Raw genomic sequence first — 24,910 nt, 5'->3', positions numbered from 1 at the left:
GCACCTGCGCGATGACCTGCGGTGGGTAGTCGAAGAGAACCTGGTGCTCGAGGAACTCGTCCTCGCAGCGGCACCAGCATTCCCGCTCGCCCAGAAACTCGCCGCCCAGCCGTGTGCGGGCGGGAAGAGCGCGACCCGCGCGTGCTGGACGCTGAAATCGCGGCCGGGTCGGCGCATCCGCGTACCGGCCGGAAATCCGACCCAGGTGCCCCAGGCGTCACTTCCGAGCAGGAGCCCGTCGACCTGCCAATGCTCACGGCCGTCCCATTTGCGGTAGTTCTCGAGGACTGGCGTGCCCGGCAAAAGGCTTGATGGGTCAACGGACACAACCGCCACCGTAACCGCGGGACTGGGAGAAACTCGGGCGTTTCTCACCCGCGCGTGCCCCCGGGCAGGCACTCTTAGATGGTGTTGCGGATCATGCACGGAGCGCGGGTGCTCGGTCGTGACGACTACGGCGCTGCCCTCGACGTGTGCGACCTGGATCCACTGACGAACGTCTTTGTCGCCGCCCGACTCCTGGAAGGTGGCCCCTACGCCACCTCGTCCGCGTTGGGAGTGGACGACTCCGACGGTCTGCGCTCGCTGTGCTGGATGTCGGCCAACGTCGTCCCGGTGAACGCCGATGACGCTGCCCTGGACGCGTACGCCGAGCGGTTGCGCAAACATCAGCGCCGTACTTCGTCGCTGTTCGGTGATGCCGCCCAGGTGCTGGCCCTGTGGGGTCGTCTCGAACGTCACTGGGGCACTCCGCGTTCCCTGCGCCGGCATCAGCCGATGATGGCGGTCAGCACTGCGCCGCTGGCGACCGGTCGGGAGATCGACCCGCGGGTGCGGCCGGCCCGTCCGGACGAGGTGGATCTCGTGCTGCCCGCGTCCGCGCACATGTTCACCGAGGAGATCGGTTACCGCCCGTACGTCGGGTCGGACCGGGACTACCGGCGGCTCGTCAGCGCGTTGATCGGTGCTGGTCAGACGTTCGTGTTGGTCGAGCGGGGTCGGGTGGTGTTCAAGGCTGACGTCGGATCGGTCGCCAGCGGGGTCGCACAGATCCAGGGTGTGTGGGTCGCACCGGATCGTCGCGGCCAGGGCATCGCGATCCCAGCCATGAACGCAGTCGTCCAACAGGTGTTGGACTTTTACGCCCACACCGTCACCCTCTACGTCAACGACTTCAACGAACCGGCTGTGCGCACCTACACCGCGGTCGGCTTCCGGCAGGTCGGCGAGTTCGCCACCGTCATCCTCTAGCGTGCGATCAGGGTGGGCCGGCGCCGGTCAGCCACCACACGCCGTACGTCGTGCCGATCAGTCCCAGAGCAATCAGGACGCCTGCGACCAACGGCTGGGAGCGCCTCGTCAGGCGGGTCGCGACCGGAAGCAGCAATGGGAACGCCGCCAGCAGGTAGCGCGGTTTGGACCCGAAGTAGCCCGACGTCGTGAGCGCCATCGTGATGACCACCGCGGTGTAGAGGATCACCGGCCAGGGTTCGTGGTCGCGAATGAGCAACAACCACAGGCCGATCAGGGTGGCGACAGCCGCGATCACCGCGATGGCGAGGGGGCCGAGAGTCCCGATCCATCGCACGAAGGACAGGCCGCCGTCGAAGCCGTTGTGCCAGCCGTCGGTCACGTCGAAGTACCCGGTAGCCGAACCAGTCTGTGCGCTCACCCACGCGAGGTAGCCCAGCAGTCCGGTCGGGGCGAGGACCGCCGCGAGCATGGGTCGCCAGCGCCGTTGTTGAGTCGCTGCGACGACAGCGGCGGCAGCCACGGTCAGAACCAGTGCGGCGCCGGTCGGCCGGGTGAATCCCGCTGCGGCGGCGAGCAATCCGGCCGTCACCCAGTTCTCTCGCTGAAGCGCAACCAGGCCCCATGCGGCGAGGGCCGCCAACAAGGTGTCCGAGTAGCTCAAGGCGAGCACGGCACTCATCGGCAGGATCGACCAGAGGCAGGCCGCAACGAAACCGACTCTGGGCGAGTGCAGTTCGGTGCCCAGAGCACAGATTCCCGCGGCTGCGAGGGCGCCGGCGGTCCAGGAAACCACCAACCCGACGTTGGCGGGGGCAAGCCCGGTCAGGGCATGACCGGCTCTCTCGAGAAGCGGCAGCAGGGGGAAGAACGCGTAGTCGTACCGGCGCCCGCCGTCGGGTGCGAGCCAGGAGTGTCCGTAGCCGGAGGTCGCGATCCGGGCGTACCACTGACCGTCCCATCGGGTCAGGATCGTGTACGCCGATCGCGGCCGACCGTCTCGTGTCACCATGAGCAGGGACACCAGCCAGAGGCTTCGGGCCAGCAGGAAGACCGCGGCGGAGGCCACCATCGCCGTGGTGCGCGATGTCATGGCGCCCCGTCGGTTGATGAGGTCGGACGCTGCGGCACCCGATGAGGATAGATGCGCCGAACAACGTGTCGGGCGGATGAGGAGAGGGCTCGACGGATGAACGCAAAGAAGGCGTTGGTGGTAGGGGCGTCCCGCAGCTTGGGAGCAGCTGTGGTGCGGGAACTGTCCGACCACGGCTGGGAGGTGACGGGCACGGTGCGCGGCGATCGGCGTACCGAACTGCACAACCTCGCTGATGAGCCCGGACGAACGATCCACATCGTGCGCCTGGACGTCACCGATGATGCCCAGATCGACCAGCTGCGAGAGCACTTCGCCTCATCGGAGCTCGATCTGCTCTTCGTCAACGCAGGCGTCACCGATCCCGACGTTCCCGCTGGGCAGGTGCCGGCGGACGTCTTCTCCACGGTGCTGGTCACGAACGCGCTCGCCCCGCTGCACGTCATCGAACGGCTGGCCGACCGCGTGTCCGACACCGGGACCATCGGGGTGATGTCCTCCCGCCAGGGCAGTATCGGGATGAATACCCGCGGCGGCCACGAGGTCTATCGGGCGAGCAAGTCGGCCCTGAACCAACTCATGCGCAGTTACGCCACCCGCGCACCGCAGGGCGTCACGCTCCTGCTCATGCATCCCGGGTGGGTGCAGACACAGCTGGGCGGCGACGGAGCCTCCCTCACTGTCGCCGAGAGCGCGCATGGTGTCGTCGAGGTCATGCTCGCCCACGCCCACGATGGTGGCCTGCAGTTCCTGGACTACGAAGGCAATCCGGTTGCCTGGTGATGGCAGGGTGTGACGGCACATCAGAGAGTCTGCAAGGCTGCGTGAATGTCGCTTCCGCTGCTGAGCAAAATCGTCGTTGGTGCGTTCGCCGGATCCGGTGTCATTCACCTGGTCCGCCCGCAGGTGTTCGAACCGATCGTGCCGAAGGTGCTTCCGGCCAAACGGGAGCTGGTCTACGCCAGCGGGGTAGCCGAGTTGGCCTGCGCCGCAGGGTTGGTCGCGCCGAAGACCCGCTCGGTTGCGGGTCTCGCCTCGGCGGGTCTCCTGGTAGCGGTGTTGCCGGCCAATGTGCAGATGGCCGTGGACGCGTGGCAAGCGGCGCAGCGCAAACCCACGACGCAGCGCCGCGCGATGCAGGTCGGCACCATCGCCCGGCTGCCCTTGCAGTGGCCGTTGATCAAGGGCGCGCTGGCCGCACGATCGGCGTAGTCCCGGCGGTTTGCCGAGGAGACTTGTATCGTGGCGGTGTTGATCAATCCGGTTGTGCTGACCGAAGGATGAGCATCATGGCTCGCTCGCGACCGATGATGGCCGGGCTGAGCGTCGTTGTCGCGGCCCTCGTCCTGGCGGGGTGTGGTCGATCAGCGACGGAAGGTGGCCGCAGTCCTGCCCCGGCCACGACCACTGCCAGCCCAGCACGTCACGTCGCCCCGTCGACGACGCCGGTCGGATCTCCTGGCGCGGATTCTTCGGACCCGACGACGCCGAGCCAGGACGAACTCGACTACCAGAACGCAGGATCCGAGACCATCGCGAAGGTCGCCCGCGAGTTGCACATCAGCACCGATAATTTTGCCTTCGAGTGGCATCCCTCACGAATGGTCGGCTACTACACGCTCGACAACCAGCGCGGTCCGATGGCGGCTGCCGGGATCACACCGATGAAGGTGCAGTACTCCGCTGAGACGCTGGAGAAGATGGCCGACACCGTGATGACGAAGGTTTCCACCGACACGACCGGGTTGCATTCGGTCAGCGTCGATGTGGGCGCGCAACGTGTCGTCGTCGCGGGAACGGCCGGCTTTTTCGCGTCGCCGGAATGGCGCCGGGCAGCGGCGGGCGTGCCCATCCGCGTACAGGTCGAGGACGCCAGTGACGCGCCGAGCGTGGCTGCCGGCGAGGTCGCCGGGCGACGTCACTCAGGTGCGTTCCACGCGCATGCGGCCTGGCCGTACTCGTCCGGCGGCGAGGGATAGTCGATCGGTTCACCGCGGACAACGACCGGCGGGCGCACATAGCGCAAGCGGCCGTATGGGCTTGGCCGCTCACCGAAGAATCGGTCCTCGACAACGCTCACCGATCCGCCGGGCTCGGCTGGGTGGTCCTGCAACCAGGCACCGGTGCGGGCCAGCGACAGGTGCGCCGCCCGGCCGCCGTCGCTCTCCCTGGCGGCGAGCAACCGCATCACGGCAGCGGCCATCAGGTAGCCGGTCGCGTGGTCCAGCGCCTGGACGGGCAGGGCCCCCGGACGCCCATGATCGGCGTATGTCGTGGCGATGCCGGTGACCGCCTGGACGATGCTGTCGAAGCCCCGCTGGTGCGCCCACGGTCCGGTCGCGCCCCACGCGGACAGATCGACGCTGATGAGCCAGGGGCGCCGGGCGAGAAGGCGCCCGCTCGACAGACCGAACCTCGCCAGCGCGCCCGGCCGATAGCCGGTGACCACGACGTCGGCCGTGTCCAGCAGGTCCTGGATGGGGGTCTGCGCCAGGTCGACCAGTGCGGTCCGCTTGCCGAAGTCGGTGTCCAGGTGCTGGTCGAGCAGTTCCGGGGTAGCGGGCGGATCCAGACGCAGGACGTCGGCGCCGAGCGCCGCCAGCAGCCGGGTGGCGGTCGGACCGGCGATGACCCGGGTCAGGTCGAGCACGCGCAGGCCGACCATCGGTGCGTCGTCGGTGGGGCTGAGCGGTCGGCCGCTCCCGGTCGGGTCGTCCAGGGTGATCAGGCCTTGTCCCTCGACAGCCTCCCGGTATTGCGGATGGGCACGCCACGTGTGCATCGAACGTACAGTGCCGGCGATACCCCCGGCGGCCCGGACGTCCCGCTCGATGTCGGGGGCCGTTCGCGAGCGCAGGGCCGCCTGCGCCCCGGCTCTGTCATGGGCGCCGGTGTAGGCGCGGATGACCGCCGCGTGGTGTGGATAGTTGCCGTGCAGGCGTACCCAGCCGTCAGCGGCCTCGAAGAAGCCGGAGAGTTCGGCCCACGCGGCGATCGGCTCGTCGTCGCGACGAAGCACTCCGATGGAGTCGAAAGAAGTGCCGACCAGGGCGCTGTTGACCGCGCCCCTCCAGGATGAACCGCGTTGGGCAGCAAGCGCATTCGCAGCACTCACGGCGGCACTCACGGCGCCGACCGCGATCGCTTCGACGTCCAGCGGACCGTGCCACCAGCCTCGCGGACCTTCCACGGTGGCATCCGATGGCCACGGCAGGTCAAGCGACGGCCAGGTCATGAGGTCGGGTAGAGCCCCGCTTTGTACCGCTCGACGTCGTAGTACTTGTCGAGTTCGGCCAGCGGACTGTCCGGGCGGACGAGTTCCTTGGCGATGACAGCGTGCCGCGGCATCACGGTGGGATCCCACGTCGCCGGCTCCCACAATTGCGAGCGCATGAACGCCTTGGCGCAGTGGTAGAACACCTCTTGCACGTCCAGCAACAATGCCATCACCGGTCGATGCCCCTTCACGACGAGGTCGTCGAAGAACGGGCCATCGCTGACCAACCGGGCGCGACCGTTGACCCGCAACGTGTCACCGCGACCGGGGATCAGGAAGAGCAGTCCGACGTGCGGGTTGGTCAGCACGTTGTGGTAGCCGTCGAAGCGCTTGTTGCCGGCGCGCTCCGGCACGACCAGGGTGTGCTCGTCGAGCACCTTGACGAAGCCGGGCGGGTCGCCCTTCGGGGAGGCGTCGCACCGGCCGTCGGGGCTGGCGGTGGCCAGGACCACGAAGGGGGAGTGGGAGATCCACTGCCTGTCCAGATCGTGCAGGCGATCGCGGACTTTGTCGCGCACCGCTGGTTGGGGCACCCCGTAGGACTCGAGCGCCGCGGCGGAATCGATCGTCGGCAGGTCGTCGTAGGCCATGCTGTCCACTATGACAGTGCCCGCATTTGAGTTAATCGCCCAGGACCCACACGGCCTCGAGGTTGCGGCCAGCGTCGGAGCCGATCGGATCGAACTGTGCTGTGCCCTCGAGCTTGGTGGCCTGACCCCGTCGTTGGCGCTGATCGACGCCGCGGTCGCAGCCCGGGATGCCGGTGGGCCGGGGGTGCACGTGCTGGTGCGTTCTCGTCCGGGCGGTTTCGAGTACCACCCCGCCGAGCTGGACCTGATGGTCGCCGACGCCGTCACCTCGGTGCAGCACGGCGCGGACGGCGTCGTGATCGGAGCCAGTGAACGTGGCGTGCTCGACCTTGCGTTCGTCGACCGGGTGGTGTCTTCGGTGGGCGATGCCAGCGTCACGGTCCACCGGGTGGTCGACAGCCTGGCCGATCCCGTGGGAGCAGTGATCTCGTTGCGGGACAGGGGAGTACGCCGAGTGCTCACCTCAGGGGGCGCGGCCAAGGCTCCGGACGGTGTGGCGACGATCGCTGCGATGGTGCAGGCCGCCGAGGGACAGATCGAGATCATGGCCGGCGGGGGAGTGAGCGTCGCTTCAGTCCCGGCTCTCATCGATGCGCGGGTTTCGGCGATCCACGCCTCGGCCAGCGGCGACGGTCAGCCCGACGTGGCGGTCGCCCGGCAGTTCGAGGCCGCGATCAGGCGGAGCCGCTGACGCCGCGCTCCTGACGCACCGGAGGCCGGTCGCCACGGATCGTGGCCACCATGTCCAGCACCCGGCGCGTGGCACGCACGTCGTGCGTCCGGAAGACCGTCGCGCCCTGCCAGGCGGCAATCGCTGTTGCTGCGAGACTGCCCTCGAGGCGTTCGTCGGCGGGAAGATCAAGGCTCTCACCGACGAAGTCCTTGCGCGAAATGGCCTGCAGCACAGGGAAGCCGAGATCGACAAGATCCGAGGTATTACGCAGCAGCACCAGTGAGTGCGCGGTCGTCTTACCAAAATCGAGCGTGGGATCCAGCAGGATGCGATCACGGGGGATACCCACGGACAGCGCGCGGTGGGCACCCGCGGTGAGCACTCGGCGTACGTCGGACAGGAGCGCTTCGTCCTCGGGCTCACCGTCATGTGCGTAGTGCACGTCGACAGGATCGGTGCGCGGTGGTAGGCCACCGCTGTGTGAGCAGACGATGCCGGCGCCGATCCGGGCGGCGACCTCGACCAACTGCGGGTCGTGCCCGGCCCAGGTGTCGTTGACCAGGTCCAGTCCCGCTTCGGCGGCCGCCGACGCCACGGGGGCGCGCCAGGTGTCCAGGCTCAGGATGACCTCGGGGTGGCGTCGTCGGGTCTCGATCAGGAAAGGGACGACGCGGTCGATCTCCTGCTCGATGGAGACCGTTTCACCCTCCTGCCCCGCACGCACCCCGCCGACGTCGATGATGTCGGCTCCATCAGTCAGCGCCGATTCGACTGCGGTGAAAGCAGATTCGTCGTCATGGTGTCGGTTTCCGGCGTAGAACGAGTCCCGGGTGCGGTTGACGATCGCCATCACCGCGGGCCGCGAGGCATCGAAGATTCGCCCGCGCAGCAGCAGGGGTGCTGGCGTCACCATGCGACGGCTGCACGCTCCCGCCACACCGACAACACGTCCAGTCCGTCCTGAACGATCTGGTCGCCGCGGTTCCACAGACCGGCGTAGAGCTGCACGGCGGTTGCGTGCCACGTGCAGTCCGGGTTGTCCGCGGCGTCGGTGCTGAATTCCGGCGGTGCCGATCCCAACCGCATCGTCCAGGTGTCACCGGTGTCGGTGGCGTGGACGGCCACCACGACGTCGCGGGCGGTGCGCATGCCGGATTTCGACCTGGGCAGGAAACCGCGGAGCAACTCATCGACCCCGTCGGCGGCGAACTCGGCCGGGATGTCCAGGCCGCTGCTGTCCGGCGCTGAACCCAGCCGGGCGGCGTACACGTCGATCCAGTGAATCGTGGTCTCGTGGGCCTGGCGGCGCGCCCACGCGTCCCGTGGTGCCCCGGCGTTGCGGAGGAAGAAGGGGATGTCGGCGTCCTCGGCCGTGCCGCGCAGCACCCACTCCAGCGCTTCCGATCCGCGCTGCAGCCAGCCTCCTGGATCGGGGGTGTTCATCCCCTCGGCCTCGATCAGATCGGTGACTTCAGGGCCGGCGGAGATGTCGATGCGACCCGTGATGACGCCGGTGGCCCACCGATGCACCATGCCCTGATGGGCGACAACCTGGCGGACCGACCACTCCGGAGCGGTCGGGCTGATCGCGTCCCAGTCGGCGTCTTCGCTGGTGGGCTCGTCGTCCCAGTCCACGTTGTCCGGTCGGGGCGGCTCGGTGGCGTCCGCGATCATCCGGGCGGTCGCCGTACGTAACGCATCGAGGTAGTCCTCCAAACCCAGCATGAGGAACAACCTACCGAGGCCCCCATCCCGCGCAGGCATACGCTCGGAGGCATGACCGATCCGTTCGCCCGCCACCCCGTTAACCAGGCGTCCGTGCTGGCCGGGCACAACGCCGTACTCACCGATGAGGCGCTGCTCGGCGCGCTGGATGCCTACGCCGGGGAGGACGCTTCGGCCCTGGTCACCTCCCTGACCCCGCTGGGTTGGGTGGCCGGATCGGCGGAGGCGCGAGAGCACGGGGTCCTCGCCAATTCCTATCCGCCGGCGCTGAAGACGCTGGACCGGTTCGGTGACCGGATCGACGAGGTCGAATTCCATCCGAGTTGGCATTGGTGCATGCGCACCTCGTTGGAGCACGGGATGGGCGCGACCGCCTGGACCTCGGACGAACCGTTGCCGCACGTACGCCGAGCGGCCGGTTACATCGCCTGGGCCGCGATCGAGCCGGGGCACATCTGCCCCATGACCATGACGTACGCCGCGGTGCCGGCTCTGGGTGCCTCGCCCGAGTTGGACGCGCTGTTGAGCCCCGGGCTTGGCTCCACGGAGTACGACTTCGGGTTGCGACCGCTCGCCGACAAGCGAGGTCTGCTCGCGGGAATGGGCATGACGGAGAAGCAGGGCGGCTCCGATGTGCGGACCAACGTCACGGTGGCGACCGCGCAGGATGACGGGTCGTATTCGATCCGCGGCCACAAGTGGTTCACCTCGGCGCCGATGAACGACGTGTTCCTAATCCTGGCCCAGGCACCCGGCGGGTTGACGTGTTTCCTGCTGCCGCGGATCTGCCCGGACGGATCGCGCAACAAGATCGCGATCATGCGCCTGAAGGACAAGCTGGGCAACAAGTCGAACGCTTCCTCGGAGCTGGAGTTCCACGACGCGTTCGCCTGGCGGCTGGGGCAGGAAGGGGCCGGGGTTCGCACCATCATCGAGATGGTCGCCGCGACGCGGCTGGACTGCGTCCTCGGCTCGGCGGCCCTGATGCGGCGCTGTGTGGCGGAGGCGACCTGGCACGCCGCGCAGCGATCGGCGTTCGGTGGGTTGCTGATCGACAAGCCGGCGATGTCAAACGTGTTGGCAGACATGGCGATTGAGTCCGAGGCCGCGACCCACATCGGGTTGCGGTTGGCGCTCGCGGTCGAGCGTCCGGACGATGAGCACGAGCGGGCGTTGCGCCGGATGGCGTTGCCGTTGGCGAAGTTCTGGGTGTGCAAGCGCGCCTCGTTCCTCGCGGCGGAAGCGTTGGAGGTGTTCGGCGGCAACGGGTATGCCGAAGAGTCCGGCATGCCGTTGCTGTTCCGCGAGTCGCCGCTGAATTCGATCTGGGAGGGCAGCGGCAACGTCAACGCGTTGGACGTGCTGCGGGTGCTGCAGAAGGTTCCCGAGGGCGTCGAGGCGTGGCACACCGAGGTGTCCCTTGCCGGCGACTCCCGCCTGACCGACGCGGTCGTGGAGGTGCAGAAGGTGCTGGCCAACCTGTCCGATGCCGCGTCGGCTGAGTACTCGGCGCGCTGGATCACGGCCCGGATGGCTGTCCTGCTGCAAGCGTCGCTGCTGATCCGGCACAGCCCGTCGTTTGTTGCGGATGCGTTCGTGACCAGCCGGGTCCTCGGCAACCACGCCGGGGTCTTCGGCACGCTGCCGCCGGGTCTGGACACCGACGCGATCGTCCGCCGAGCGCTACCTAAGGCGTGACTCAAGCCGGGTCGAGCAGCTCAAGCCCAAGCTGGGATGCCACCCGTTTCAGACTGTCGTCAGGGGAGAGGGCGACCGTTCTACTCCCGACAGGCATCGCCGAAGCCAGCTGGATCGCCTCCAGCGTCCCTCTCTATCGACGGTCGCCCGATCCACCAATGACGTTGCGACGCTGTCGGTCCGCCAGTTTCTCGACGTTACGTTGCGCAACCTCGGCCAGGGAGATGTCGAAGAAGTTGGCCAGGACCGCTGTGTACCAGAGCACGTCACCCAGTTCGGCCGTGATGTCGTCCCGATCGAGGCGGGCCGGGTCGGCGCCTTCGTCGCGAATCAGTTTCTTCACCTTTTCGGCAATCTCACCGGCTTCCCCGACCAGGCCGAGGACCAGATGGATGAACTCATCCGGTGCGTCCTTGTCTCGCGCGGTCCGCAAAGCAGCGCGCTGGTATTCGTTGCATTCCATCCGCACAGCGTAGGTATCGCGGGTTAAGCGAGACACCGGCGGATGCGGCGACGAAGCATGCGTCACGCAGCAGTGGCGGGTTCGGGTAATCGCGTCGTGATGCGTTTGGTGTGGCGGCGCATGGTGCAGGCCGAAGGTCTCAAGGAGCCTGGCGGCGAGGGCGGCTTGCTGGTCTCGGTCAGGCCGCGCGTGGCGGTAGTCTGCTCGGCCGCGTTGCCGCTGACCCGAAGGTCAGGATGCTCTTTGGTGTAGTTGCAGCGTGCGCAGAACCCCTCGGCGTTGGACGCACTGGTGCGTCCGCCGTCGGCATGGCGTTGGATGTGGTCGATCTGCCCGATGGGTGCATCGCAGAACGGGGTGCGGCAGGTCTGATCTCGTAATCGGACGAATGCTGCCAGGAGCCCGGTGAATCGTCGTGCCCGGGAGTCCATGGCTATCAACTCTCCGGTGTCGGGCGCGGTGAAGACCCGTCGGATCACTCCGCCTGCTTCCTCGTGCTCGGCCAGGAACTGCCGGGCAAGGTCGGCGGGGATCGGCCCGAAGCCTTCCAGGTCCGCGGGTGCTTCTCCTGTGAGCGTCTCGATCGGGACCAGCAGGTTGACCGTCACGACCGGGACGCCGGTCACGTCGCTGCCGTTGCGGCTGGTGGGGTTGCGCTCGCTGTCGAGGTTGCCGGTTCCGGCCTGCGTGTCGGCCACCTGCCATGCGCCCTCCCGTACGTCCGGCGTTGGCGCGTCGCCCGCCCGCGCCGCGGCCGTCTGCTCGTCGGCTGCTGGTGGTGTGGTTGCTTGCGGCGCGCATGATGCGCGTCGGCCACTGATCCGCTCGACCAGGGTGTCGGCCATGAGTTGGCCGCGACCCCGCGGGTCATGGCCAGCTGAGTTGGCGGCGGCTTCCAGGGCGGCCAGGCACGTTATGCCGTCTTTGACCGGCAGGAGCGCGGTCAGCCAGGTCATGGTGTCTGGTGCCGGCCGCACCCACACCCGTCGTTCGCGTTCGGCTTTCGCCCGGCGCGCGACCGCTGCTTCCGGGTCGAGACGGTAGGCGGTCTGACGGGCCAGGCCGGCCAAGCGTCGCCCGGTGGCCTTACCCAGTGCTCCTTGGATCGCCTCATCCACACGCCCGCGGTGCTCCTGTGACAGGTAGGCGGTCTCGGCGACGACCTGGGTGGTCTGCCACTCGCTGATGGTCCCGGCCCGTAGCGCTGCGGCCGTGTGGGGCATCTCGATCACGACCGCACGGGCCACCCCCAGGAACCGGGTTCCCAACCTCGGGCTCTCCCGGCGGGCCAACCCCAGTTGGGCTCCGACGACTCGGGCGGTCTCGTCCGCGCTGATGCCGCGGGCCTGATCGGCAGCGCGCTGGCTGTCGTGCACCACGACCGAGAGTTCGGCCTGCACCGCGGTCGCGGTGTTCTTCAGCTCTTCCAACTCGCGGATCAGCACCAACGCCAGGTCGGGATCGACCCCGTCACTGGCGGTGAGCAGGCGCTCGCGAACAGCGCGCAGTTCCTCAACCGACAACGACGAAGCCATGGCGACCCTCCCTCCTGGACTGCTCGGCCCTCCCCAGAACCGATGCCCCATCTTATCGCACAGATGTCCAGCCCGGGAAGGGCTTGTGCACAACTCTGCACCACGAATTCCGTTGTGCTGCAGGAAACTTCGGCCAACCCGGGCCACTCATTGAGCTGCCGCTTCGACTCTACGACCGACCACTGACAACGTTCAGTGAGCCGGGCACTCGGAGGGTGTGCCTCAGCAGTTCCTGAATCCCGAGCCGTTCTTCTTGTACGTGCAGGTGGTGATCAATTGCTTGCTCGGCTTCTCCAGGTACGCCGTGTCGCCGCTGTTGTTCCACACGTAGAACCCTTGCTTCCAATACACGTCGGTCGCGGTGTTCTTCCCCGAGCCACTGTGCACCTTGACGGTTTTCTTCGCCCCGAGCTTCGAACCTTTCGGGAAGACGAAGACGTGACCCTTCTTGTCCCGCACGCGGTAGCCCGTCAGAGCGATGGTCTTGCTCGTGGTGTTCGTGACGCTGATGTATTCGCGATTCACCTTGACGTTGTTCGCCGGCAAGTCGTTGCCCGGCGGGTCGGCGACCCACTTGCCGAATTTCAGCGGGGCAGTGGCGGCCTCTGCCGGCGTGGCAAACACCGGCGCGACCAGAGCGGCGGTGCAGACGGGTACGAGCAGCACGCGAACGAGACGCATGGAACCTCCAGATCAGGGGACGGCATTGTCAGCGTGCTCACACTAAACGTTCAGCCTCGACTCCGAGATGCAACGCCGGAAACCGGTCGCGACTATCCTCGCCAGGGCAGCCGAAACACCATCCCAAGGAGCACTCCCGTGGCTATGCGTATGTCGACCCTGTTCGTGCGGACCCTGCGCGACGACCCGGCCGACGCCGAACTGCCCGGCCACAAACTGCTGGTCCGCGCCGGTTACATCCGTCGCGTCGCCCCGGGCATCTACACCTGGCTGCCGCTGGGCATGCGGGTGTTGGCCAAGGTGGAGAACATCATCCGCGAGGAGATGGACGCGATCGGTGCGCAGGAAGTGAAGTTCCCCGCCCTGCTGCCGCGCGAGCCCTACGAGGCGACCAACCGCTGGACCGAGTACGGCGACAACCTGTTCAAGCTGCAGGATCGCAAAGACAACGACATGCTGCTCGGCCCGACGCATGAGGAGATGTTCTGCCTCGCGGTCAAGGACATGTATTCCTCCTACAAAGACCTGCCGCTGTCGCTCTACCAGATCCAGAACAAGTACCGCGACGAAGCGCGCCCCCGGGCGGGCATCCTGCGCGGCCGCGAGTTCATCATGAAGGACTCCTACTCCTTCGACATCGACGCTGCCGGCTTGCAGAAGGCCTACGACCGGCACCGTGACGCCTACATCAAGATCTTCAACCGCCTCGGTTTCGAGTACGTCATCGTGCACGCCGACTCCGGCGCCATGGGCGGCTCGGCCTCCGAGGAATTCCTGGCCGTCAGCCCGCACGGTGAGGACACCTTCGTGCGTGATGATTCGGGGTACGCCGCGAACGTGGAAGCCGTCGAAGTTCCCCAAGCGCCGAAACAGCAAGTGACTGTAGGCGATAGCCACATCGAGCCCACCCCGGACACCCCGACGATCGCCACCCTCGTTGACGCCCTGAACGCGAACCACCCGCGCACCGACAACCGCGCGTGGACGGCGGCCGACACGTTGAAGAACGTCCTGGTGATGCTCCGCCAACCCGACGGCACCCGCGAACCCCTGGCGATCGGCGTACCCGGTGATCGCGACGTGGACGCCAAGCGGCTGGAGGCGAAAGTCTCGCCGGCGGAAGTGGAACCCTTCGAGGAGAAGGACTTCGCGACGTACCCGCACTTGGTCAAGGGCTACATCGGCCCCGGCGCGCTGGGGGAGGACAAGGGGATCCGCTACCTGCTCGACCCGAGCATCGCCGAAGGCAGCGCCTGGGTGACCGGCGCCGACCAGCCCGGGCACCACGTGATCGACCTGGTCTATGGGCGCGACTTCACCGCCGACGGCACCATCCAGGCCGCCGAGATCAAGGAGGGTGACCCCTCACCGTCCGGCTCTGGCACCCTCAAACTCGCGCGCGGCATCGAGATGGGGCACATCTTCCAACTGGGCACCAAGTACGCCGAGGCGCTGGGTCTGAAGGTGCTCGACGAGAACGGGAAGCTCACCACCGTGACGATGGGCTCCTACGGCGTCGGCGTGACGCGCGCGGTCGGAGTCATCGCCGAGGACAACCTGGACGACGCCGGTCTGATCTGGCCACGCACCGTCGCCCCGGCCGACGTACACATTGTGGCCACTGGCAAGGACGACGCGGTCTACCTCAAGGCCGAGGAAATCGTCCGCGAGCTCGAAGCCCTGCAGCTGGAAGTCCTCTACGACGACCGGCCGAAGGTCTCGCCCGGGGTGAAGTTCAAGGACGCCGAGCTCATCGGTGTCCCCACGATCGTCGTGGTCGGCAAGGGCCTGGCGGACGGGGTCGTGGAGATCAAGGACCGCCGCTCGGGGGAGCGCCGCGAGGTTCCCGTGTCGAGTGTGGTCGCCGAGGTGCTGGGGGAGATCAACGCCGCGAACGCGTGACACCTCACCCAGCCGGGCGGATACGTCGGTCGGTTGTGGAACGATCGGTGACATGACCGACAAGGGTTCCTCCACGCCCCAGCCGCACGCCTCCGATCCGGCGGCGGGACGGGTTTCTGCTGCCCGGGCCAGCACCGACGAGACTGTCCCGGGCCAGGCCGCCGCGCCGACCAAGGGTGAGCCGCAGGGCACGCCGAAATCCGCGAACAAACCAGTCCAGCCCAGCCAGCCGTCACACGCAGAGGAATTGGCGCAGTCGGACCTGTTGCACCGCACGCGCGCCAGCGTCTGGTACGTCGGACTCATCGTCGTGGCCATTCTGCTGATCCTGCTGATGATCTTCATCGGCCAGAACCTGGACAAGGTCACCCTGCACTTCCTCGGCCTGAGCGGGCAGGTTTCCATCGCTATCGCGCTGGTCATCGCAGCGGTCGCCGGCATCCTGCTCGTGGCGATTCCCGGCGGCATCCGGATGCTGCAACTGCGCAAGCGGGTCAAGGGCCTGAGCAAGGCCGTGCTGAAGTCCTGATAGAACTGGCGGTTACCCTGGGGCGGTGACCGCTAGCACCGCCACGACCCCCGACGCGCGCCCGACCACCGACTGGAAACCCTGGGTGGGTCTCGCCGCCCGGCTGATCCTGGGCGTGACCTACCTGGTCTCCGGTGCGATCAAAGCCACGAACATCCCCGAGGCGCAGCTGGCGACCCGCGCGTTCAAGATCCTGCCGTACGACCTGGCCAACCTGTGGGGGGCGTTCATGCCCTTCGCCGAGATCATCTTCGGGCTGTTGCTGGTGCTGGGCCTGTTCACCCGGTGGGCAGCAATCCTCGGCTCGTTGCTGATGATCGCCTTCCTGATCGGCATCATCTCGGCGTGGGCACGCGGCCTGTCGATCAACTGCGGCTGCTTCGGCGGTGGCGGTGAGGTCGGCGTGAAACCCAACTACACCTGGGACGTGCTGCGCGACCTCGGCCTGCTGGCGTGCGGCGCCTGGCTGGTGTTCTTCCCCCGGACCAAGTTCAGTCTCGACCAGAAGCTGTGGGGCTGACGGAACCCGCCGCCGCCACAGATCGTTCCCAGAGCAATCCACCCATACAGATAGGGACCTCGTCATGCCTCGCCCCGATGCCGCCGAGAAGATCAAGGCGGCAGCCCCCAAAGAGGGGCCGTCCAAGGCGTTGATCGCCTCCGTGATCGCTGTCGTTCTCGTGATCGCCGGCTTCGCTGCCTTCCTGGTGACCCAGAGCAAGAACACCAGCAGCGCGTCCAGCGCCGTCCCGACCGGTGGCATCGAGGGGGGCAAGGGCCTGGTTCTGTACCCGGACGCCAAGCTGCAGTCCGGCGCCAAGACGGTCAACGTCTACGAGGACTTCCAGTGCCCGGTCTGCAAGCAGTTCGAGACGCAGAACGGCGACATGATGAAGACGATGGCCAAGAACGGCCAGGTGAAGGTCGTCGTACACATGATGTCGTTCCTGGACAACAACTTCGGCAACGATGCGTCGGCGCAAGCCGCCAACGCCGGCTTCTGCGCGGCGGACGCGGGCAAGTTCCCCGAGTACCACTCGACCGTCTACGCCAACCAGCCCGCGACGGAGGGCGACGGGTACACCGTCGACCAGTTGAAGAGCTTCGGCAAGGACGCCGGGATCACCGGTGCGGCGTACACGACGTTCGTCAAATGCGTGGACAGCAACAAGTACAAGGACTACGTCAACGAGACCGAGACTCAGTCCGGTAAGGACGGCGTGACCGGAACCCCGACGTTCTTCGTCGACGGCAAGGAGATCGACAACACCGGCACCGAGTACAAGACGCTGCTGACCCAGCCGAACTCCTTCGAGTCGGTCATCAACTCCGTCAAGTAATCAATGGCAGTACGACGCGGGGCCGGGTTTGCGTCACCCGGCCCCGCGTTCGTGTCTCTAGAGTGAGCCCATGCCTCGCCCTGATGCCGCCGAACGGCTCAAAGCCTCCGCCCCCAGACAAGGCCCGTCCAAGGCGCTGATCGCGGCGTTGATCGCGACCGTGCTGGTGATCGCCGGGTTCGCGGCGTTCCTGGTGACCCAGTCCGGCGGATCGGACAATGCCGCTGTCCCTACCGGTGGTATCACGGGTGGCAAAGGCGTCGTGGCCTACCCGGACGTGAAGTTGCAGTCAGGGGCGAAAACCGTGGACGTGTACGAAGACTTTCAGTGCCCATACTGCAAGCGACTGGAGACGCATAACGGCGAGCAGATGCAGAGCATGGCGGCCGCTGGGAAGGTGAAGCTCGTGCTGCACGTGAAGACGTTCCTGGACGGAAGTCATCCCGGTGACAACTCGCTGCGCGCCGCGAACGCCGCGTACTGTGCCGCCGACGCCGGTAAGTTCCCGCAGTACCACTCGACCGTGTTCGCCAACCAGCCCGCCACCGAAGGGGAGGGATACACCGACGACCAGTTGACGAGCTTCGGCAAGGACGCCGGCATCAGCGGCTCCGCCTACGACACCTTCGTGAAGTGTGTGAGTGACCAGAAGTACAAGGACTACGCCGAGGCCACGGAGACCCAATCCGGCAAGGACGGCGTCACCGGGACCCCGACAGTTTTCATCGACGGCAAGGAACTGGACCAGTACGGCGCGGAGTACGGCGCGTTGATGAGTCAGGACAACTCGTTCGAGTCGGTGGTCACCTCCTTCAAGGGGTGAACCTGGGTCAGCCCGTTCAGGTCATCGCTTTGGCGATGGTGATCCACCGGGACAGCGCCGCATCACCTGGTGGTGTCTCGCACGCGTTGAGGACGCATCGCACGAAGGACCAGGCCATCGCGTCGTCCTCGTCGATGCCCGCCGATTCGGCGACCAGACCCGCCCGCAGTCGAAGGTGGGACCGCAGGTTGTAGGCAGCGGTCGCCTCCGACCACCGGTTCCACAGCACTGGGGCGACGCCGAAGGCTGGACTGGCGGTGACTGGTTTCGGATCGATGGCCAGCCACGAAGCTCTTTGTCCCGCAAGCACATTCGCGAAGTGCAGATCACTGTGGACCAGGCGGTCTCCAGTCGGTAGATCTCGCAGCAGCGCGGCAGCCCGGGTGACGAACCGGCGTGGCACGTGCTCACCACCGTGCTCCAGCAACGCGCGCCATGCGTCAACTGGTGGCGAGCCGATCTGGGGCAGTGCGGGCCGATCCAGTTGCCGCAGTAGCGAACCCACGGTCTCGCAGGCTTCCAGAAGGTCAATCTGCTCCAGCGACCGATCGGCGTCCAGTTGCTCCAGCAACAGTGCGTGATCCGTGGTGTCGGCGGCGAGCAACCGGACCGCTCCATCGCCGTTCCAGGCTCGCAACGCCAGGTGTTCGAATCGTGCTTCGGGATGGGGCCAGGTCAACTTCAGCGCGACCGGACCCGACGAGGAGGTGCAGGGTACGACGAGCGCGCACTCGCCGTACCTCGGCGGTTGCGGATCACTCAGCCCCCACCGGTCGGCGGCTGCGGCCAGAAGCCGGGGAAGGGCGCGCAGCCAGTCATCGCCCGATGGCCCGCCCGCGGGCGGGCGGCCCGCCAGGGTGGTCCGCAGACCGTCCGGGACGTCGAGCTCGAAGCTCACTCGGCGAGTCCGGGGAACGCCACCGGCGGGACGCCCCACGTCCAGGACGTGGTCAGCGCGGTGCCCCACACGTGCAGCAGTGCGCCGACGTGGTCGGCCGACCCCTTGGTCGCGGCGGCCTGGTCGGCGCACGCGGCTACTACTGCGGTCAGCAGGTGGCGCGCCAGCGTCGTACGCGCCTGGTCGGTGCTGGGGTCGGGCGTGAGTGCGTACGTCGAGTGCAGCGGGGGCGCCGCATCGCCGGCGATGGCCTCGAGCTGGGCGCGGATCGGGTACATGGTGTGCAAGGTGGCGGTGACCCGCGCGCGGCCGCTGAGCGCGCTCTTCGCAGCGATGACCTCCAGGCCGTAGACCGCCTCGCGGACCGCTGGCAACAGGCCGACCGCAACGTCTGCGGGAAGGGCAGCGGTGGGCCATGCCGGTGCTGGACCCTGGGCAGCAACGCCCTGTGGACTCAGCGCCGCGCCGGCGTCCAGTGCACTGGACGCGGCGAGCATCGGCACGTAGGCGGCCTCGGCACCAGCGATGCGCGCGAAGGTCGACGCGTTGAGCTGAGCGCGGATGAAGGTCTCGAAGCCGACCAGGGACTTGGCCGTCGTACCCGTCGTCGGCGAGCTCGTGGCTTCCGGCATGCCCGCGCTGGCCATCACCGCTTGCAGTCGGCTCAGTTGCTGGCGGTAGGCCGGCTTGATCGAGGTCTGCAGCCCGGCGCTGGGTTGGGCCAAGGTCTCCAAGGCCATGGTCCGACTCGCCACGGTGGCCTGCAGGGCGGCCGTGTCGACAGGCGGCCCCTGCGTCTGCAAACCCGGGATCGCGGGAGCACCGGACTCCAGCCGGATGCCGCACGCCGACAGGCCTACCGCGAGCACACCGGCGCCAGCACCGCCCAGCAGCCCGCGGCGGGTGACAGGGCGACGGGACACATGTGGGAAACTACCTCCCGGCCGCACCCGTCGTGACCGCGCCCCGCCGGTCTAAGGGGTGAGACAACGGCGGCATTATTTGACGTTTGGTTCATCCAAATGTCACGTTATATGACGTGCCAGAACGACCCGTTGCTCCTGCGCGCCCACGACGCGCTGAGACCCGCGAACCCCGTAGTGAAGGGCAGTGGGCCCTTGGCCAGCGCGAACCGCTCAATCCCAATGAGGTCTTCAAACAGGCCGACGACGGACTGAACGTCCGCGAGCGCATCGAGACCGTCTACGCCCGCGAGGGTTTCGCATCGATCTCCCCGGAGGATCTGCGCGGTCGCATGCGCTGGTGGGGCCTGTACACCCAGCGCCGGCCCGGGATCGAGGGCGGCCGCACCGCGACCATCGCCCCGGAGGACCTGGACGATGAGTACTTCATGCTGCGGGTACGCGTCGACGGGGGCGCTCTCACCACCGAGCAGCTGCGGGTGATCGCGGACATCTCGATCGACTTCGGCCGGGACACCGCGGACATCACCGACCGGGAGAACATCCAGTTCCACTGGATCCGCGTCGAGGACGTCCCGGAGATCTGGCGCCGCCTGGAAGGGGTCGGTCTGTCGACCACCGAGGCGTGCGGTGATACCCCTCGTGTCGTGCTCGGCTCGCCGGTCTCGGGGGTCAGCGCGCAGGAGGTGCTCAACCCCGAGCCGGCCATCCAGGAGATCTGCCGCCGGTTCATCGGTGACCCGACGCTGTCGAACCTGCCCCGCAAGTTCAAGACCTCGATCGCCTGGTTGGCCGATGCGGCACCGGAGATCAACGACGTCTCCTTCGTCGGCGTCGAGCACCCGGAGCACGGACCCGGCTTCGACCTGCTCGTGGGTGGTGCGTTGTCGACCAACCCGCGCCTGGCCGAACGACTCGGTGTGTGGGTGCCGCTGGACGAGGTGCCCGACGTGTGGCATGGCGTCATCCAGATCTTCCGCGATTACGGCTACCGGCGGTTGCGGCACCGCGCGCGGCTGAAGTTCCTGGTCGCCGACTGGGGCACCGAGAAGTTCCGCGACGTGCTCGAGACCGAGTACCTGCACCGCAGCCTGCTGGACGGTCCTGCCGCGCCGCTGCCCGATCAGCCCCTTGACCACATCGGCGTCCACGACCAGATCGACGGCAACAAGTACGTCGGGCTGGCCCCGATCGCGGGCCGCGTCAGTGGGACGGTGCTGAAGTCCGTGGCCGACTCCGCGCAGAAGGCGGGGTCCGGGCGGATTCGGCTCACGCCGTACCAGAAACTCGTCGTCCTGGATGTGCGACCCGAAGCGGTCGACGCCTTGGTCGAGGAAGTCAGCGCCGTTGGGCTGGAGGCGAATCCGAGCCCGTGGCGCCGCTCGACGATGGCGTGCACCGGTATCGAGTTCTGCAAGCTGGCGATCGTCGAGACCAAGGCGCGAGCCCACACGCTGGTTGCTGACCTCGAGGAGCGACTGGACCACATCGAGTTGGAGCGGCCGCTGTCGATCCACATCAACGGCTGCCCCAACTCCTGCGCCCGCATCCAGACGGCCGACATCGGGCTGAAGGGCCAGATCGTCACCAACGACGCGGGGGAGCAGGTCGAAGGGTTCCAGGTGCACCTCGGTGGCGGCCTCGGTCTGGACGCGGGCTTCGGTCGCAAGCTGCGCTCGCACAAGGTGTCCTCGGCTGAGTTGGGCGACTACGTCGTGCGGGTCACCGAGAACTTCGTCAAGCAGCACGAACCGGGCGAGCGCTTCGCGCAATGGGCGCAGCGGGCGGACGAGGAGGACCTGCGATGACAGCGCCCCACTCGGCCGGCACGCAGCGCGCGGTGCCCTACTACTGCCCGTACTGCAGCGACGAGGATCTGCGCCCCGAGCCGGAGCCGCGCGGAGCCTGGCGGTGCGCCGGATGCACCCGCGTCTTCACGGTCTCGTTCGTGGGTCTTTCTGTTGCGGGACAGGCAGATTCGCAGGTGCGCTCATGACCACGACCACCGACCTGGAAGCTCTCGCGACCGAGGCGGGCCGCGACCTCGAGGGCGCCGACGCCACCGACATCGTGCGCTGGGCCGCCGACACGTTCGGCACGCGATTCGCGGTCGCCTCCTCCATGCAGGACACCGTGTTGCTGCACTTGGTGCAGAACGTCATCCCGGACGTTGACGTGCTCTTCCTCGACACCGGTTACCACTTCGCCGAGACGATCGAGACGCGCGACCGGGTTGCCGCGCGCTACCCCCGGCTGCAGGTGCGCAACCTGACGCCACGGCAGACCGTCGCGCAGCAGGACGCCGACTACGGCAAGGACCTCTTCGCCACGGATCCCGATCTGTGTTGTGCGTTGCGCAAGACGCACCCGTTGGATGAGGCGTTGGACGACTACGACGCCTGGGCGACCGGTCTGCGGCGGGTGGAGTCAGCCACGCGCGCGAACACCCCTGTCGTGTCGTTCGATCCGCGCCGGGACAAAGTCAAGGTCGCCCCGCTGGCGCTGTGGACCGACGAGCAGGTCGAGGCGTACGCCGCGGAGCATGACCTGATCTCGAATCCACTTCTGACGCAGGGCTACCCGTCGATCGGCTGCGCACCGTGCACACGGCGGGTCGCTGCAGGGGAGGACCCTCGGGCGGGTCGTTGGTCGGGGACCGACAAGACCGAATGCGGGATCCACCTATGAGTAGCGGAATCACTCTCTGGCTGACCGGGCTGTCAGGGGCAGGCAAGTCGACCATCGCGGAGGCGTTGGCGGAGCACCTGGCGGGTCAGGGCGTGGACGCACAGATTCTCGACGGGGACGAGCTGCGCACGAACCTGTCGGCGGGACTGGGCTTTTCCCGCGAGGACCGCACGACCCACGTCACCCGGGTCGGCTTCGTCGCGGAGTTGCTCTCCCGGCACGGCGTGGTCTCGATCGTGCCGGTCATCGCGCCGTACGCCGACGCCCGGGCCGCTGTCCGCGCCCACCACGACAGCCACGGCACGCCGTACGCCGAGGTGTACGTCGCAACGACACTGGCCGAATGTCAGCGGCGGGACGTGAAGGGGCTTTACGCCAAGGCTGCCGCGGGGGAGTTGCGTGGCATGACCGGGGTCGATGATCCCTATGAGGTGCCGGTCGATCCGGACCTGACCATCCAGACCGAGCAGATCAGCGTCGCCGACGCCGTCCGGGTCATCGTGGACCACTTCTGCATCGGTACGTCCACCCTCGTCAGCACAGTGCAGGAGACCGCATGACGACCTTTGCGCCCAGCGACGCTGCCACGACCTCCGCCCTGCGGGAGTTGGAGGCGGAGTCGATTCAGATCATCCGGGAAGTCGTCGCCGAATTCGACCGTCCCGCACTGCTCTTCAGCGGTGGCAAGGACTCCGCGGTGCTGCTGCACCTGGCCCGCAAAGCGGTGGCCCCTGCTCCGTTGCCGATCACGTTGCTGCACGTGGACACCGGGCACAACCTGGCTGAGGTCATTGCGTTCCGTGATCAGGTTGTCGAGGACGGCGGGCACCGGCTGGTCGTCGCCAATGTCGAGGACTGGCTCGCCGACGGTCGGCTGAGCGAGCGTCCCGACGGCACTCGCAACCCGTTGCAGACCGTGCCGTTGCTCGACACGATCGCCGAGCAGAAGTTCGACGCGCTGCTGGGCGGTGCGCGACGCGACGAGGATCGGGCCCGCGCCAAGGAGCGGATCTTCTCGGTGCGGGACGCATTCGGCGGCTGGGATCCGCGCCGGCAGCGACCGGAGTTGTGGGACATCTACAACGGTCGGCACGCTCCGGGCGAGCACACCCGGGTCTTCCCGATCTCGAACTGGACCGAACTCGACATCTGGCACTACATCGCCATTGAGGACGTGGCGCTGCCGAGCATCTACTTCGCGCACGAACGGGACGTTTTCCTGCGGGACGGGATGCTGCTGACGCCTGGCCCGTGGGGTGGTCCTCGCGACGGGGAAGTGCTGCAGCGCAGGATGGTTCGCTACCGCACGGTGGGTGACGGCTCGTGCACCGGCGCCGTCGAGAGCGATGCCGTCACCGCCGACCAGATCATCGCCGAGGTGTCGGTGAGCACTTTGACCGAGCGCGGCGCCACCCGGGCCGACGACCGGTTGTCCGAGGCCGCCATGGAAGACCGCAAGCGGGAAGGCTATTTCTAATATGACGCACACCGAGAGCCCCTCTGTGTCCGATGCTCCCGCGATCGGCCAGTTGCGTCTGGTCGTGGCCGGGTCGGTCGACGACGGCAAGTCGACCCTGGTCGGGCGGCTGCTGCACGACACCAAGTCGATCCTGGCCGACCAGTACGACGCCACTCTGGCCGCCAGCCAGCGCCGCGGTGCCGGCGACTTCGACCTCGCGTTGCTCACCGACGGTCTGCGCGCTGAGCGAGAGCAGGGCATCACGATCGACGTTGCCTACCGCTACTTCTCGACCCCTCGGCGCAGCTTCGTGCTGGCCGATACGCCGGGCCACGTGCAGTACACCCGCAACACGGTGACCGGTGCGTCCACGGCTGACGCCGCGGTGGTGCTGATCGACGTACGTAACGGGGTCAGCGTCCAAACCCGCCGGCACGCAGCGATTCTCGCTCTGTTGCGGGTCCCCACAGTCGTCTTCGCGGTCAACAAGATGGACGCAGTCGACTGGTCCCAGGAGCGGTTCCAGCAGGTGGCGGCCGATGTGCGTGAGGTCGCGGCGAAGGTCGGCCTGCGGGGTGTCGATGTCGTCCCGGTGAGTGCGCTCACCGGCGAGAACATCGTCGATGGTGGGCCCGCCTGGTACACCGGCAAGCCGTTGCTTCCGCTCCTGGAAGAGTTGCCCTCCGGCGGGACCGGTGACTTCGAACCGTTCCGGTTCCCGGTGCAACTGGTGATCCGGCCGCGCACCGAAGCGCATCCGGACTATCGGGGCCTGGCGGGTCGCGTGGCCAGCGGCAGCGTGCGGGTCGGCGATGAGATCACCGCGCAACCCTCGGGTCAGACCTCGACGGTGACCGGCATCGACGGACCCACTGGTTCCCAACAGCAAGCAACCGCAGGTGAATCCGTCACCTTGTTGCTGGCCGACGAACTCGATGTCGCCCGCGGCGAAGTCCTCGTCCGCGAAGGTGAGAACGAGCAGTGGGGGTCCGCGATCGGCGTACTGCGGCAAATCGACGGGGTGCTCACCTGGTTGTCCGAGAAGGCGTCCGCGCCCCGCCAGCGGGTGCTGGTCAAAGCGGGCACGCGCACCGTACGCGGGATGCTCGGACCGGTCGCCGCCACCTGGGACGCTGACGAACTCACCTGGCGAGCAGAGGGCGATCGTCTGTGTCTCAACGACATCGGGCAGGTCAGCGTCCAGCTGGCCGAACCCGTCGCGCTCGACGACTATGCCGAACTGCGGGGGACCGGCGCCTTCCTGGTGATCGACCCCGACACGGGCGCAACCGTTGCTGCCGGCCTTGCCGGAGCGAGTGACCGCCTCACCGCCTGACCGACTCTTGCCCTACCCAGTAATTC

27 protein-coding genes are annotated in these 24,910 nt (G+C 67.5%); 17 read left to right on the top strand and 10 right to left on the bottom strand.

Annotated elements, in window-relative coordinates:
• Positions 1–405 precede the first annotated feature (405 nt).
• Complete coding sequence (locus DR843_RS09605; RefSeq protein WP_170119821.1) at positions 406–1,251, top strand: GNAT family N-acetyltransferase; 846 nt, start codon at positions 406–408, stop codon at positions 1,249–1,251.
• A gap of 7 nt (positions 1,252–1,258) precedes the next feature.
• Here the strand turns inward: DR843_RS09605 and DR843_RS09600 are convergent, their stop codons facing one another.
• Positions 1,259–2,344, bottom strand: coding sequence for a hypothetical protein (locus tag DR843_RS09600; protein ID WP_109685344.1), 1,086 nt, complete (start codon positions 2,342–2,344; stop codon positions 1,259–1,261).
• Positions 2,345–2,440: 96 nt separating this feature from the next.
• Between DR843_RS09600 and DR843_RS09595 the strand changes: the two genes are divergently transcribed.
• The 3 genes from DR843_RS09595 to DR843_RS09585 all read left to right on the top strand — a co-directional run bounded on the left by DR843_RS09595 (position 2,441) and on the right by DR843_RS09585 (position 4,323).
• Positions 2,441–3,127, top strand: a complete 687-nt coding sequence (locus DR843_RS09595; RefSeq protein WP_109685342.1) for an SDR family NAD(P)-dependent oxidoreductase — start codon at positions 2,441–2,443, stop codon at positions 3,125–3,127.
• A 45-nt stretch (positions 3,128–3,172) separates the two neighbouring features.
• Positions 3,173–3,556, top strand: coding sequence for a DoxX family protein (locus DR843_RS09590; protein ID WP_109685340.1), 384 nt, complete (start codon positions 3,173–3,175; stop codon positions 3,554–3,556).
• 77 nt (positions 3,557–3,633) lie between these two features.
• On the top strand, positions 3,634–4,323 hold the full coding sequence (locus tag DR843_RS09585; RefSeq protein WP_109685338.1) for a hypothetical protein: 690 nt from the start codon (positions 3,634–3,636) through the stop codon (positions 4,321–4,323).
• Here DR843_RS09585 and DR843_RS09580 read toward each other — a convergent pair.
• A complete protein-coding gene (locus tag DR843_RS09580; RefSeq protein WP_109685336.1) occupies positions 4,263–5,579 on the bottom strand; it encodes a CoA transferase in 1,317 nt (438 codons plus the stop codon). The genes DR843_RS09585 and DR843_RS09580 overlap by 61 nt on opposite strands.
• On the bottom strand, positions 5,576–6,211 hold the full coding sequence (locus DR843_RS09575) for a pyridoxamine 5'-phosphate oxidase family protein (protein WP_109685335.1): 636 nt from the start codon (positions 6,209–6,211) through the stop codon (positions 5,576–5,578). Before DR843_RS09575 ends, DR843_RS09580 begins: the two co-directional genes overlap by 4 nt.
• 10 nt (positions 6,212–6,221) lie before the next feature.
• Here DR843_RS09575 and DR843_RS09570 point away from each other — a divergent pair, with 10 nt between their 5' ends.
• Positions 6,222–6,902, top strand: a complete 681-nt coding sequence (locus DR843_RS09570; protein ID WP_170119820.1) for a copper homeostasis protein CutC — start codon at positions 6,222–6,224, stop codon at positions 6,900–6,902.
• On the opposite strand, the gene folP is transcribed toward DR843_RS09570, so the two are convergent.
• Complete coding sequence (gene folP / locus DR843_RS09565) at positions 6,886–7,797, bottom strand: dihydropteroate synthase (RefSeq protein ID WP_109685331.1); 912 nt, start codon at positions 7,795–7,797, stop codon at positions 6,886–6,888. The two genes, DR843_RS09570 and folP, sit on opposite strands and share 17 nt — an antisense overlap.
• Complete coding sequence (locus DR843_RS09560; protein ID WP_170119819.1) at positions 7,791–8,609, bottom strand: maleylpyruvate isomerase family mycothiol-dependent enzyme; 819 nt, start codon at positions 8,607–8,609, stop codon at positions 7,791–7,793. Before DR843_RS09560 ends, folP begins: the two co-directional genes overlap by 7 nt.
• Positions 8,610–8,660: 51 nt before the next feature.
• Between DR843_RS09560 and DR843_RS09555 the strand changes: the two genes are divergently transcribed.
• Positions 8,661–10,307: an acyl-CoA dehydrogenase family protein gene (locus DR843_RS09555; protein WP_109685327.1), complete on the top strand. Its 1,647-nt coding sequence runs from the start codon at positions 8,661–8,663 to the stop codon at positions 10,305–10,307.
• A 133-nt stretch (positions 10,308–10,440) separates the two neighbouring features.
• Here DR843_RS09555 and DR843_RS09550 read toward each other — a convergent pair whose 3' ends face one another.
• The 3 genes from DR843_RS09550 to DR843_RS09540 all read right to left on the bottom strand — a co-directional run bounded on the left by DR843_RS09550 (position 10,441) and on the right by DR843_RS09540 (position 12,986).
• Positions 10,441–10,770: a nucleoside triphosphate pyrophosphohydrolase family protein gene (locus DR843_RS09550; protein ID WP_109685325.1), complete on the bottom strand. Its 330-nt coding sequence runs from the start codon at positions 10,768–10,770 to the stop codon at positions 10,441–10,443.
• Between the two features lie 62 nt (positions 10,771–10,832).
• Positions 10,833–12,305 (bottom strand): HNH endonuclease, encoded by a 1,473-nt coding sequence (locus DR843_RS09545; protein WP_170119818.1) that lies wholly within the window; start codon positions 12,303–12,305, stop codon positions 10,833–10,835.
• A 222-nt stretch (positions 12,306–12,527) separates the two neighbouring features.
• Complete coding sequence (locus DR843_RS09540; protein WP_109685321.1) at positions 12,528–12,986, bottom strand: lamin tail domain-containing protein; 459 nt, start codon at positions 12,984–12,986, stop codon at positions 12,528–12,530.
• Between the two features lie 138 nt (positions 12,987–13,124).
• Between DR843_RS09540 and DR843_RS09535 the strand changes: the two genes are divergently transcribed.
• From DR843_RS09535 to DR843_RS09515, 5 genes are all read left to right on the top strand, one after another.
• Complete coding sequence (locus DR843_RS09535) at positions 13,125–14,888, top strand: proline--tRNA ligase (RefSeq protein ID WP_425451554.1); 1,764 nt, start codon at positions 13,125–13,127, stop codon at positions 14,886–14,888.
• A 52-nt stretch (positions 14,889–14,940) separates the two neighbouring features.
• Positions 14,941–15,417: a lipopolysaccharide assembly protein LapA domain-containing protein gene (locus DR843_RS20545; protein ID WP_109685317.1), complete on the top strand. Its 477-nt coding sequence runs from the start codon at positions 14,941–14,943 to the stop codon at positions 15,415–15,417.
• 25 nt (positions 15,418–15,442) lie between these two features.
• Positions 15,443–15,937: a MauE/DoxX family redox-associated membrane protein gene (locus DR843_RS09525; RefSeq protein ID WP_109685315.1), complete on the top strand. Its 495-nt coding sequence runs from the start codon at positions 15,443–15,445 to the stop codon at positions 15,935–15,937.
• 64 nt (positions 15,938–16,001) lie between these two features.
• The gene (locus DR843_RS09520; RefSeq protein WP_109685313.1) at positions 16,002–16,757 is read left to right on the top strand and encodes a DsbA family protein; all 756 of its coding nucleotides are present in this window, start codon (positions 16,002–16,004) and stop codon (positions 16,755–16,757) included.
• 70 nt (positions 16,758–16,827) lie between these two features.
• Positions 16,828–17,580 carry a DsbA family protein gene (locus DR843_RS09515; protein WP_109685311.1) on the top strand — a complete coding sequence of 251 codons (753 nt, stop codon included), beginning with the start codon at positions 16,828–16,830 and terminating at the stop codon, positions 17,578–17,580.
• A 16-nt stretch (positions 17,581–17,596) separates the two neighbouring features.
• Here the strand turns inward: DR843_RS09515 and DR843_RS09510 are convergent, their stop codons facing one another.
• Together DR843_RS09510 and DR843_RS20085 are read right to left on the bottom strand one after the other, a co-directional pair.
• Positions 17,597–18,478: an aminoglycoside phosphotransferase family protein gene (locus DR843_RS09510; protein WP_170119817.1), complete on the bottom strand. Its 882-nt coding sequence runs from the start codon at positions 18,476–18,478 to the stop codon at positions 17,597–17,599.
• Positions 18,475–19,401 (bottom strand): hypothetical protein, encoded by a 927-nt coding sequence (locus tag DR843_RS20085; protein ID WP_170119816.1) that lies wholly within the window; start codon positions 19,399–19,401, stop codon positions 18,475–18,477. The genes DR843_RS09510 and DR843_RS20085 overlap by 4 nt, the downstream gene beginning before the upstream one ends.
• 116 nt (positions 19,402–19,517) lie before the next feature.
• On the opposite strand from DR843_RS20085, the gene DR843_RS09505 reads away from it, so the two are divergent.
• From DR843_RS09505 to DR843_RS09480, 6 genes are read left to right on the top strand one after another with little or no spacing between them, the layout of a single operon-like run.
• Positions 19,518–21,209 carry a nitrite/sulfite reductase gene (locus DR843_RS09505; RefSeq protein WP_109685307.1) on the top strand — a complete coding sequence of 564 codons (1,692 nt, stop codon included), beginning with the start codon at positions 19,518–19,520 and terminating at the stop codon, positions 21,207–21,209.
• Complete coding sequence (locus DR843_RS09500) at positions 21,206–21,397, top strand: Insertion element protein (RefSeq protein WP_109685305.1); 192 nt, start codon at positions 21,206–21,208, stop codon at positions 21,395–21,397. Before DR843_RS09505 ends, DR843_RS09500 begins: the two co-directional genes overlap by 4 nt.
• A complete protein-coding gene (locus DR843_RS09495) occupies positions 21,394–22,089 on the top strand; it encodes a phosphoadenylyl-sulfate reductase (protein ID WP_109685303.1) in 696 nt (231 codons plus the stop codon). The genes DR843_RS09500 and DR843_RS09495 overlap by 4 nt, the downstream gene beginning before the upstream one ends.
• A complete protein-coding gene (gene cysC, locus DR843_RS09490) occupies positions 22,086–22,649 on the top strand; it encodes an adenylyl-sulfate kinase (RefSeq protein ID WP_109685301.1) in 564 nt (187 codons plus the stop codon). Before DR843_RS09495 ends, cysC begins: the two co-directional genes overlap by 4 nt.
• Positions 22,646–23,566 carry a sulfate adenylyltransferase subunit CysD gene (cysD, locus tag DR843_RS09485; RefSeq protein WP_109685299.1) on the top strand — a complete coding sequence of 307 codons (921 nt, stop codon included), beginning with the start codon at positions 22,646–22,648 and terminating at the stop codon, positions 23,564–23,566. Before cysC ends, cysD begins: the two co-directional genes overlap by 4 nt.
• Before the next feature lies 1 nt (position 23,567).
• Positions 23,568–24,884, top strand: coding sequence for a sulfate adenylyltransferase subunit 1 (locus tag DR843_RS09480; RefSeq protein ID WP_109685297.1), 1,317 nt, complete (start codon positions 23,568–23,570; stop codon positions 24,882–24,884).
• Positions 24,885–24,910: the final 26 nt, after the last annotated feature.

The sequence above is a fragment of the Branchiibius hedensis genome (assembly GCF_900108585.1).
Classification (GTDB): Bacteria; Actinomycetota; Actinomycetes; order Actinomycetales; family Dermatophilaceae; genus Branchiibius; species Branchiibius hedensis.
The sequence above is the reverse complement of the archived record's forward strand: the minus strand, read 5'-3'. Positions and strand labels throughout refer to the sequence as shown.

Coding starts and splice junctions, on each gene's coding strand:
- cysD (WP_109685299.1), top strand. CDS start 22,646: ATGACGACCTTTGCGCCCAGCGACGCTGCCACGACCTCCGCCCTGCGG.
- folP (WP_109685331.1), bottom strand. CDS start 7,797: ATGGTGACGCCAGCACCCCTGCTGCTGCGCGGGCGAATCTTCGATGCC.
- DR843_RS20545 (WP_109685317.1), top strand. CDS start 14,941: ATGACCGACAAGGGTTCCTCCACGCCCCAGCCGCACGCCTCCGATCCG.
- DR843_RS09515 (WP_109685311.1), top strand. CDS start 16,828: ATGCCTCGCCCTGATGCCGCCGAACGGCTCAAAGCCTCCGCCCCCAGA.
- DR843_RS09520 (WP_109685313.1), top strand. CDS start 16,002: ATGCCTCGCCCCGATGCCGCCGAGAAGATCAAGGCGGCAGCCCCCAAA.
- cysC (WP_109685301.1), top strand. CDS start 22,086: ATGAGTAGCGGAATCACTCTCTGGCTGACCGGGCTGTCAGGGGCAGGC.
- DR843_RS09480 (WP_109685297.1), top strand. CDS start 23,568: ATGACGCACACCGAGAGCCCCTCTGTGTCCGATGCTCCCGCGATCGGC.
- DR843_RS09595 (WP_109685342.1), top strand. CDS start 2,441: ATGAACGCAAAGAAGGCGTTGGTGGTAGGGGCGTCCCGCAGCTTGGGA.
- DR843_RS09555 (WP_109685327.1), top strand. CDS start 8,661: ATGACCGATCCGTTCGCCCGCCACCCCGTTAACCAGGCGTCCGTGCTG.
- DR843_RS09545 (WP_170119818.1), bottom strand. CDS start 12,305: ATGGCTTCGTCGTTGTCGGTTGAGGAACTGCGCGCTGTTCGCGAGCGC.
- DR843_RS09495 (WP_109685303.1), top strand. CDS start 21,394: ATGACCACGACCACCGACCTGGAAGCTCTCGCGACCGAGGCGGGCCGC.
- DR843_RS09575 (WP_109685335.1), bottom strand. CDS start 6,211: ATGGCCTACGACGACCTGCCGACGATCGATTCCGCCGCGGCGCTCGAG.
- DR843_RS09590 (WP_109685340.1), top strand. CDS start 3,173: ATGTCGCTTCCGCTGCTGAGCAAAATCGTCGTTGGTGCGTTCGCCGGA.
- DR843_RS09600 (WP_109685344.1), bottom strand. CDS start 2,344: ATGACATCGCGCACCACGGCGATGGTGGCCTCCGCCGCGGTCTTCCTG.
- DR843_RS09570 (WP_170119820.1), top strand. CDS start 6,222: ATGACAGTGCCCGCATTTGAGTTAATCGCCCAGGACCCACACGGCCTC.
- DR843_RS09580 (WP_109685336.1), bottom strand. CDS start 5,579: ATGACCTGGCCGTCGCTTGACCTGCCGTGGCCATCGGATGCCACCGTG.
- DR843_RS09560 (WP_170119819.1), bottom strand. CDS start 8,609: ATGCTGGGTTTGGAGGACTACCTCGATGCGTTACGTACGGCGACCGCC.
- DR843_RS09540 (WP_109685321.1), bottom strand. CDS start 12,986: ATGCGTCTCGTTCGCGTGCTGCTCGTACCCGTCTGCACCGCCGCTCTG.
- DR843_RS09500 (WP_109685305.1), top strand. CDS start 21,206: ATGACAGCGCCCCACTCGGCCGGCACGCAGCGCGCGGTGCCCTACTAC.
- DR843_RS09605 (WP_170119821.1), top strand. CDS start 406: ATGGTGTTGCGGATCATGCACGGAGCGCGGGTGCTCGGTCGTGACGAC.
- DR843_RS09550 (WP_109685325.1), bottom strand. CDS start 10,770: ATGGAATGCAACGAATACCAGCGCGCTGCTTTGCGGACCGCGCGAGAC.
- DR843_RS09585 (WP_109685338.1), top strand. CDS start 3,634: ATGGCTCGCTCGCGACCGATGATGGCCGGGCTGAGCGTCGTTGTCGCG.